Genomic DNA, 8,529 nt, shown 5'->3' with positions numbered 1-8,529 from the left:
TCAATCGACTTGACCAACGGCCAACCTGTCAGTGATGTGTCCGAACAGGTGTCAGCCATGTCCCCGGACTAAACACTGCGCGGGCGATGACATTGTGCGTGTGACGGCGAGCGAAGCCCCTCACGCGCCCTCGAACTGCAATCTCGCCAGCCGCGCATAAAGTCCGTTCGCGGCGACGAGCTCGGCATGCGTGCCCTGCTCGACGATCCTGCCCTGGTCCATCACCAGGATGCGGTCGCAGGACAGCACGGTGGCGAGGCGGTGCGCGATCACCAGCGTGGTGCGGTGGCGCATCAGCTCTTCCAGCGCGGTCTGCACCAGCGTCTCGCTTTCGGCATCGAGGGCGGAGGTGGCCTCATCGAGCAGCAGCAGCGGCGCATCGCGCAGGATGGCGCGTGCGATCGCGATGCGCTGGCGCTGGCCGCCTGACAGCGTCACGCCGCGCTCGCCGAGCGGGGTGTCGAAACCTTCGGGCAGGCGGCGGATGAATTCGGCGGCATGGGCGAGCTCGGCGGCGCGTTCGACCTCGGCATCGGTCGCATCGGGCCGGCCGAAGCGGATGTTCTCGCGGGCGCTGGCGGCGAACACCACGGATTCCTGCGGCACCAGTGCGATGCGCGCGCGGAAATCCCGGGGATCGGCGGATTTGACCGGCACGCCGTCGAGCGAGATCGTGCCGCTGCGCGGGTCGTAGAAGCGCAGCAAGAGGTGAAAGATCGTGCTCTTGCCGGCGCCGGACGGACCGACGATCGCGACCTTCTCGCCGGGGCGCACGGTGAATGACACGGCATCGAGCACATTGGTGTCGCGCCGCGCCGGATAGGCAAAGCTGACCTGATCGAAGCCGACCTCGCCGCGTGCCGGCACCGGTAGCGCGCGCACTGAGGCGGGCGCGGTGATGTCCGGCTGCACATGCAGGATCTCGAACAGGCGCTCGGCCGCGCCGGATGCCGCCGAGACCTCGCCCCAGACCTCGCTGAGCTGGCCGAGGCCTGCCGCGGCGAACACCGCATACAGCACGAACTGACCGAGCCGCCCCGGCGAAATCGCGCCGGTGAGCACGTCATGCGACCCGATCCAGAGGATCGCGACCACGCTGGCGAACACGATGAAGATGATGATGGCGGTGAGCACGGCGCGCGCCTGGGTCGAGGTGCGCGCGGCCTCATAGGCCTGCTCGACCTCGCCGCCGAAACGCTTCTCGGCGAACCCTTCGCTGGTATAGGCCTGCACGGTGCGGATCGAGCCGACCAGCTCGCCCGCATAGGCCGAGGCCTCGGCGAGCGTGTCCTGCGCATTGCGCGACAGCCGCCGCACCCAGCGCCCGAACGCGACCAGCGGCAGCACGATCAAGGGGATGGCCAGCAGCACGAAGCCCGACAGCTTCGGGCTCGTGATCACCATCATCGCCGTGGCGCCCAGGAACATCATCAGATTGCGCAGCGCGATCGACACCGAGGCGCCGACGGCCGATTTCAGCTGGGTGGTGTCGGCGGTGAGCCGCGAGATCAACTCGCCGCTGCGCGCGGAATCGAAGAAGGCGGGGGAGAGCGAGAGCAGATGAGCGAAGACGTCGCGCCTGAGGTCGGCGACGATGCGCTCGCCGATCGTCATCACGAGGTAATAGCGCGCGGCGCTGGCGAGCGCGAGCACGCCGACCACCGCGAGCATCACCGAGAAGTAGCTGTTGATCAGCTCGATGCCCTCGGGCGTCAGGCCGAAATCGATCATCCGGCGCACCGCGATGGGCACCAGCAGCGTGGTCAGGGCCGCGACCGTGAGTGCGACGAAGGCCAGCGCCGCCCGGCCTCGATAGCGGCTGACATAGGGCGCCAGCGCGAGCAGCGGCCGCAGCTTGGCGCGACCCTTGGCCGGCTCTTCGAGCAGCTCGGCTTCGATCGAGGGGGTGTCCGCGGCGTTCATTCCGGGCTGATCGACATATTGGTCATCAAGCCGTTCCACTGCGCTCATGAGATCTGGCCCATTGCATTCGTTTGCTCCCAATAGGCCGGTGCAAGAGTAGTGGCAAATCCGGGATGTCCCTTAGGGGCAAACCCGGTTCACCCCTGCAGCATGGCTTGTTTTGCCTGATATCGTGAGGTATAGAGCCGGCCAAATCCGTCATTCGCGAGCCACCAGAACAGGCGCCGGGCGCCGAGGAATTTGCCATGAAAGCCGAAATTCATCCGGATTATCATACGATTAAGGTCGTGATGACCGACGGGACCGAGTACCTGACCCGCTCGACCTGGGGCAAGGAAGGCGACACGCTGAACCTCGACATCGACCCGAAGTCGCACCCGGCCTGGACCGGTGGCAACGCTCAGATCATGGACCGCGGCGGCCGCGTCTCGCGCTTCCAGAAGAAGTTTTCGGGCTTCCTGAAAAAGGATTGATCCAGCCCGCAAGGCTGGAGACGAAAAACGCCCCCGGAAAACCGGGGGCGTTTTTGTTTTGGAGCGTCCCTTACCAAGGCCGAGATTTCGTAGGGTGGGCAAAGGCGCACAGCGCCGTGCCCACCATGTCTCACTTGGGACCAAACAGGGGTTTCGTGGGCACGCTTCGCTTTGCCCACCCTACGGCAGCGTGCCCTACGGCAGCGACCCCTACGGCACCTTGGCCTACCGTTCGAACGCGGCCTTCAGCGCGTTGAGGTGCGGCACCAGCGGATTGCCGATTGCGACGTGCTCGGCCGGCGGCGTGTGGATGGTGGTGTCGAGGCGGCGCACCCGGGTCTGCAGGCTCATCGAGCGATGGATCAGGTCCTGGAGCTGCGCGGGCAGCTTCTCGATGGTGTCGGCGGGGCCGGGATCGGCGGCGCTGAGCTTGACCTTGGTCTTCTCGCGATTGGCCTGGCTCAGCGTCATCTCGCCTTCCTTCACCGCGCGGTGCAGCAGCAGCCACGAGGCGAGCTGCATCAGGCGGGTGGTGAGGCGCATGCTCTCGGTCGCGTAGGTGAGGCTGACGGCACGGTCGAGCGCCTTGGCCTCGGTGCGGCCGGCACCGTCGAGATAGGCGGCGGTCTCTTCGACCAGATCCATGCCCTCGCGGAACAGGACGCCGAACGCCGCAGAATTGGTGAACCGCTCGCTGAGTTGAACGAGAGCGCCGTCGGCCTGCAAACGTTCCATGGTTAACGCCTCTTACGCAACTGTTTGACTGTCCGGCTTTGGCGCCGGCTTATGATGAACAAATCATTGCGCGGGCGAGACGCGGAGTCCAGCGACAAGCGCGGATATGGTTTCCGCGGGTCATTCTCAGGAATTCAACCGCAACGCGATGCAAAACAACAAAAAAAGAGCCGCCGGAGACCGGCGGCTTTGAAAGTTGATAACAGGGAGGCGTCAAACAGAGTGGACAGGAGCCACTCGGTGTCCAAACGAGGACAGTTCCAGTCATAAACGCGAAAGCTTAATCTGGAGTAAACGAGCGATTTTTTTGAAGGTTCGTTAGCCATATCGGCCAGTGGCCGAGCGGGGTGCGGAACGAAGTTCTTTGTCATTCCGGGGCGCGACGAAGTCGCGAGCCCGGAATCCATACCCCCAGGAAGACGGAGTGGCTCGCCTGCCAGTTTCAGCGGCTTGTGGTTATGGATTCCGGGCTCGGCGCGTCGCGCCGCCCCGGAATGACGAGACGAGGCGCGATCGTCCGGGACGACCGCCGTTGATGCGGCCGGCTACTTCTTGAAAAAATGATCCGCCGCATCGCGCGAGGCGCGCTTCTTGGTGGCGGCTTCTTCCAATCTTGCGATCTCGGTCTTGAGCAGGAGGACGCGCTCAGTCAGTTCCTCGACCGACAACAGTGAGAGATCCTGTCCGATCTCATGTGTGATCTTCCTGCGCGGGCGGTCGTCGTCTTCCGTCGCCATCCTCGTTCCTCCCAAAGTTCACGCCGGCTCACAACGCTGAGGCGGTTGCCAGCCCGGATCGCGCTGGCTAAGCAAGAGCCTGATTCATCCCCGCACCTTTGCTCAAGGACACATCATGGACAAGCTGCCCGCGCAAATGACCGTGGTCGCCATCTCCAAGCCTGGCGGACCGGAGGTGCTGATCCCGGAACAGCGCGCCGTGCCGCAGCCCGGCCCGGACGAGATCCTGGTCAAGGTGATGGCCGCCGGCGTCAACCGGCCCGACGTTGCGCAGCGCTCCGGCGCCTATCCGCCGCCGCCCGGCGCCAGCGACCTGCCCGGCCTCGAGATCGCCGGTGAAGTCGTGGCGGTCGGCAGCAACGCCAAGCGGCACAAGATCGGCGACAAGGTGATGTCGCTGGTCGCCGGTGGCGGCTATGCGCAGTACTGCATCGCCCAGGACGCCCAGGCCATGAGCGTGCCGCCGGCACTGTCGATCAAGGAAGCCGGCGCGCTGCCGGAAACCCTGATGACGGTCTGGCACAACGTGTTCGAGCGTGGTGGGCTCAAGGCCGGCGAGACTCTGCTGATCCATGGCGGCTCCTCCGGCATCGGCACCATGGCGATTCAGCTGGCGAAGGCGTTCGGCGCCAAGGTGTTCGTCACCGTGGGATCGCAGGACAAGATCGACGCCTGCCTCAAGTTAGGCGCCGACCGCGCCATCAACTACCGGAACGAGGACTTCGTCGCCGTGGTCAAGGAAGAGACCAACAAGCAAGGCGTCAACCTGATCCTCGACATGGTCGCCGGCGACTATGTCGACCGCAACTATGATGCCGCCGCGGTCGACGGCCGGATCGTGCAGATCGCAACCCTCAACGGGCCCAAGATCACCGTCAACATCGCCAAGGTGATGGTCAAGCGCCTCACCCATACCGGCTCGACCCTGCGCCCCCGTACGAATGCGGATAAAGCGGCGATGGTGGCCGCAATCGAGCAGAAAGTGATGCCGCTTTTGCGCGAAGGCCGCGTCAAACCGCTGATGGACAGCACTTTCCCGCTGGAAAAGGCCGCCGACGCGCATCGGCGCATGGAGACGAGCGCACATATTGGCAAAATTGTGTTGGAGGTCTAGGCCGCTGACCTACAGGGCGAGCCGGAAACCCTTTGATTTTCCTCGCTTTCGTGGCATCTATCGCGACGCACCGAGCCCCTTCGGTCCGGTCTGAAATCATCTTCTACTCAGAGTTTGCGTCGAACGCGGAGAACTGACCTTGCGTCTGATCAGGTGCCTCGCGCCCATCGCGCTGGGCCTCATGATGCTCGTTGCCGCGTCCCCTGCACGCGCGCTCGACGCTGTCAGCGTGCGTAGTGACGCGCCTGCGATCGACCTCACCGGCGTGCTCGAGCATCAGCGCAGCGATGCCGATCGCATCCAGGTCTCCACCGCGCCCGGCACCGACGGCATCGTCCGCCGCATCGAGGTGCGCGCCCGCGAAGGCGGCCAGAACTGGGTGGTTTTCGCGCTCGCCAACAACACCGACGACCAGCTCGACCGCCTGATCGTCGCCCCGCATTACCGCATCGTCTCCTCAGGGCTTTTGTGGCCGGACCTCGGCCTGTCGCGCATCGCCACCATCACGCCCTCGACCGGCGACCGGCCGGAGCGGCAGGAAAGCCCGACCGCCGACGTGTTCCGCGTCACGCTCGACCCCGGCGCCGTCATCACCTTCGTCGCGGAGCTGCGCACCGACAAGCTGCCGCAGCTCTATCTGTGGGAGCCGGAAGCCTACAAGGACAAGGTCAACTCGTTCACGCTGTACCAGGGCATCGTGATCGGCATCTCCGGCTTGCTCGCGCTGGTGCTGACCATTCTGTTCGTGGTCAAAGGCAGCATCATGTTCCCGGCCGCCGCGGCGCTGGCCTGGGCGGTGCTGGTCTATATCGGCGTCGACTTCGGCTTCTGGGGCAAGGTGCTCGACATGTCGAACAACGCCGAGCGCATCTGGCGCGCGGCGGGTGAGGCGATCCTGGCGGCAACGCTCCTGGTGTTCCTGTTCGCCTATCTCAACCTCAGCCGATGGCATGTGCGCTATTCGCACATCACAGTGGGCTGGCTCGCCTTCCTGGGATCGCTGGTCGCGCTTGCCTTGTTCGATCCGGCGGTGGCCTCCGGCATCGCGCGCATCTCGCTGGTGCTGATCGCCTTCGCCGGCTTCGCGCTGATCGTCTATCTCTCCACCCACGGCTTCGACCGCGCCGTTCTCCTGATCCCGACCTGGTTCCTCCTTGTCGTCTGGGTGGTCGCGGCCGGCATGACGGTTGCGGGCTCCGTGACCAACGACATCGTCGGCCCGGCCCTGCTCGGCGGCCTCGTGCTGATCGTGATGCTGATCGGCTTCACGGTGATGCAGCACGCCTTCGCCGGCGGCGGCGCCACCACCGGCGTCGTCTCCGACATCGAGCGGCGCGCGCTGGCGCTGGCCGGCTCGGGCGACCTGATCTGGGACTGGGACGTCTCCGCCGACAAGGTTTTCACCAGCCCCGAGACCGAGGCCCTGCTCGGCCTCAAGCGCGGCACGCTGGAAGGGCCCGCGGCCTCGTGGCTCGAAGTGCTGCATCCGCTCGATCAGGACCGTTTCCGCGCCGCGCTCGACAGCGTGCTCGACCAGCGCCGCGGCCGCCTGGTGCAGGATTTCCGCCTGCGTACCCCGGACGGCCATTTCATGTGGTTCGCGCTGAAAGCGCGCCCGGTAGTCGGCTCGGACGGCGAGGTCTCGCGCGTCGTCGGCACGCTCACCGACGTCACCGAACTGCGCAACGCCGAGGAGCGCCTGCTGCACGATTCCGTGCATGACAACCTCACCGGCCTGCCCAACCGCAAACTGTTCATGGACCGGCTGGGCGCCGTCGCGAATTTCGCCAAGACCATGCCGACGCTGCGGCCGACGCTGATGGTGATCGACCTCGACCGCTTCAAGCAGGTCAACGATTCCGTCGGCATCGCGGTCGGCGATTCCATCCTGCTCACCCTCGCCCGCCGCCTCACCCGCATCCTGAAGCCGCAGGACACGCTGGCCCGCATGGCCGGCGATCAGTTCGGCCTGATCCTGCTGTCGGAGCAGGACCCGGCCCGCATCACCGCCTTCGCCGAGACCATCCGCAAGACCATCCGCGCGCCGATCGCCTTCAACGACCGCGAGATCTTCCTCACGGCGTCGATCGGCCTTGCGCTCTCCGATCCGCAAACCCAGCTCACCGACGAGATCATCAAGGACGCCGAGCTTGCGATGTATCATTCCAAGCGCATCGGCGGCGACCGCATCGACGTCTACAAGCCGGCGATGCGGGCGCGGAAGACCGATCGCCTGACGCTGGAGAGCGAGCTGCGCCGCGCCATCGAGCGCCAGGAGCTGACGATCCTGTACCAGCCGATCGTGCGGCTGGAGGATCGCTCCGTCGCCGGCTTCGAAGCGCTGGTGCGCTGGGATCACCCGAAGCTCGGACGCATGGCGCCGTCGGAATTCATCTCCATCGCGGAAGAGACCGGCCTGATCGTCGACCTCGGCATGTTCGTGCTCGACCAGACCGCCAAGCAGCTTTCGGTGTGGCAGCGCGCGATGCGCTCGCGCGAGCCGATCTTCGCCTCCGTCAACGTCTCGTCACGGCAATTGCTGCGCCATGATCTGATCCACGACATCCGCACCGTGCTGTCGCGCTCCTCGGTGGCGCGCGGCACGCTCAAGCTCGAGTTGACGGAATCGCTGGTGATGGAGAACCCGGAGCACGCCGCGCAGATGCTGACGCGGATCCGCGAGCTCGGCACCGGGCTCTCGCTCGACGATTTCGGCACCGGCCATTCCTCGCTGGCCTATCTGCAGCGCTTCCCGTTCGACACCATCAAGATCGACCAGTCCTTCGTGCGCACCACCAACCGCGGCACCCGACCGGTGATCCTGAAGTCGATCATCGCGCTCGCGCACGACCTCGGCATGGACGTGGTGGCCGAGGGCGCCGAGACCGATTCGGACGCGGTCGAGCTCTACCAGATGGGCTGCGAATACGCCCAGGGCTTCGCCTTCGGCGAGCCTATGGACGCCGATGCCGCGATGCGGCTGCTAACGGAAGTGCGGCTCGAAGCGGCGAGCTGACGGCTCTCGTCTTTCCTTCTCCCCTTGTGGGAGAAGGTGGCGCGAAGCGCCGGATGAGGGGTTCGTTCCGCGAATTCAAATGCGCGAGACTAGAGCGCGGAGAGAACCCCTCACCCGTCTCGCCGCTTCGCGGCGAGCCACCCTCTCCCACAAGGGAGAGGGAAGAACGCGCCTCGGCATCACCGCCGTCGATCGCTTTTCTGCTTCCTGAACCGCACGCTCGCACCATCAGGCATCCGTGTCGCGACGAAGCCCGCGGCGAGGCAGGCTTCGCGCTGCGGCATCTGGATGTCGGGGCTGCGCAGGCTGTCCCACCACGAGGCACGATTGGCCGCGCGCGGCAGGGCCGCGCCGATGATCTCCTCGATCTGCTCGAAGCTCAGCACCAGCTCGTCCTGCTTCTGCCGCATCAGATAGTCGCGCAACGCGTCGTAGTCGTTCACAATTGTCCTCTCGTCGCAAAGCGGGTCTGCTCACACGGGGTCTGCACAAAACCGTGAGCTGCGTAAACCGATTCTTAACTCACTACGG

Annotated in this window: 7 protein-coding genes; 3 read left to right on the top strand and 4 right to left on the bottom strand. The window is 65.4% G+C overall.

Features of this window, described 5'->3' with window-relative positions; all coding sequences use genetic code 11:
• Positions 1–120: 120 nt before the first annotated feature.
• A complete protein-coding gene (locus tag D6B98_RS26290; protein ID WP_126259789.1) occupies positions 121–1,971 on the bottom strand; it encodes an ABC transporter ATP-binding protein/permease in 1,851 nt (616 codons plus the stop codon).
• A 197-nt stretch (positions 1,972–2,168) separates the two neighbouring features.
• On the opposite strand from D6B98_RS26290, the gene rpmE reads away from it, so the two are divergent.
• A complete protein-coding gene (gene rpmE / locus D6B98_RS26285; RefSeq protein ID WP_011084323.1) occupies positions 2,169–2,396 on the top strand; it encodes a 50S ribosomal protein L31 in 228 nt (75 codons plus the stop codon).
• A gap of 225 nt (positions 2,397–2,621) precedes the next feature.
• Here rpmE and rcdA read toward each other — a convergent pair whose 3' ends face one another.
• Positions 2,622–3,131, bottom strand: a complete 510-nt coding sequence (gene rcdA / locus D6B98_RS26280) for a protease adaptor protein RcdA (protein ID WP_126259787.1) — start codon at positions 3,129–3,131, stop codon at positions 2,622–2,624.
• Positions 3,132–3,676: 545 nt separating this feature from the next.
• The gene (locus D6B98_RS26270) at positions 3,677–3,868 is read right to left on the bottom strand and encodes a DUF1192 domain-containing protein (RefSeq protein ID WP_028138474.1); all 192 of its coding nucleotides are present in this window, start codon (positions 3,866–3,868) and stop codon (positions 3,677–3,679) included.
• A 115-nt stretch (positions 3,869–3,983) separates the two neighbouring features.
• On the opposite strand from D6B98_RS26270, the gene D6B98_RS26265 reads away from it, so the two are divergent.
• Both D6B98_RS26265 and D6B98_RS26260 read left to right on the top strand, forming a co-directional pair.
• Complete coding sequence (locus D6B98_RS26265) at positions 3,984–4,982, top strand: NAD(P)H-quinone oxidoreductase (RefSeq protein ID WP_126259786.1); 999 nt, start codon at positions 3,984–3,986, stop codon at positions 4,980–4,982.
• Between the two features lie 139 nt (positions 4,983–5,121).
• Positions 5,122–7,998 carry an EAL domain-containing protein gene (locus tag D6B98_RS26260; RefSeq protein WP_164718870.1) on the top strand — a complete coding sequence of 959 codons (2,877 nt, stop codon included), beginning with the start codon at positions 5,122–5,124 and terminating at the stop codon, positions 7,996–7,998.
• Positions 7,999–8,177: 179 nt separating this feature from the next.
• Here D6B98_RS26260 and D6B98_RS26255 read toward each other — a convergent pair whose 3' ends face one another.
• Entirely contained in the window at positions 8,178–8,441 is a 264-nt protein-coding gene (locus D6B98_RS26255) for a DUF7662 domain-containing protein (protein ID WP_126259784.1), read from the bottom strand.
• Positions 8,442–8,529: the final 88 nt, after the last annotated feature.

The sequence above is a fragment of the Bradyrhizobium sp. LVM 105 genome (assembly GCF_003957705.1).
GTDB classification, from domain to species: domain Bacteria; phylum Pseudomonadota; class Alphaproteobacteria; order Rhizobiales; family Xanthobacteraceae; genus Bradyrhizobium; species Bradyrhizobium frederickii.
Note: the sequence above shows the minus strand (reverse complement) of the source record. Positions and strands in the feature narration are given on the sequence as shown.

Excerpts from the sequence above, each read along its gene's own strand:
- D6B98_RS26270 (WP_028138474.1), bottom strand. The coding sequence starts at position 3,868 with ATGGCGACGGAAGACGACGACCGCCCGCGCAGGAAGATCACACATGAG.
- rpmE (WP_011084323.1), top strand. The coding sequence starts at position 2,169 with ATGAAAGCCGAAATTCATCCGGATTATCATACGATTAAGGTCGTGATG.
- rcdA (WP_126259787.1), bottom strand. The coding sequence starts at position 3,131 with ATGGAACGTTTGCAGGCCGACGGCGCTCTCGTTCAACTCAGCGAGCGG.
- D6B98_RS26265 (WP_126259786.1), top strand. The coding sequence starts at position 3,984 with ATGGACAAGCTGCCCGCGCAAATGACCGTGGTCGCCATCTCCAAGCCT.
- D6B98_RS26290 (WP_126259789.1), bottom strand. The coding sequence starts at position 1,971 with ATGAGCGCAGTGGAACGGCTTGATGACCAATATGTCGATCAGCCCGGA.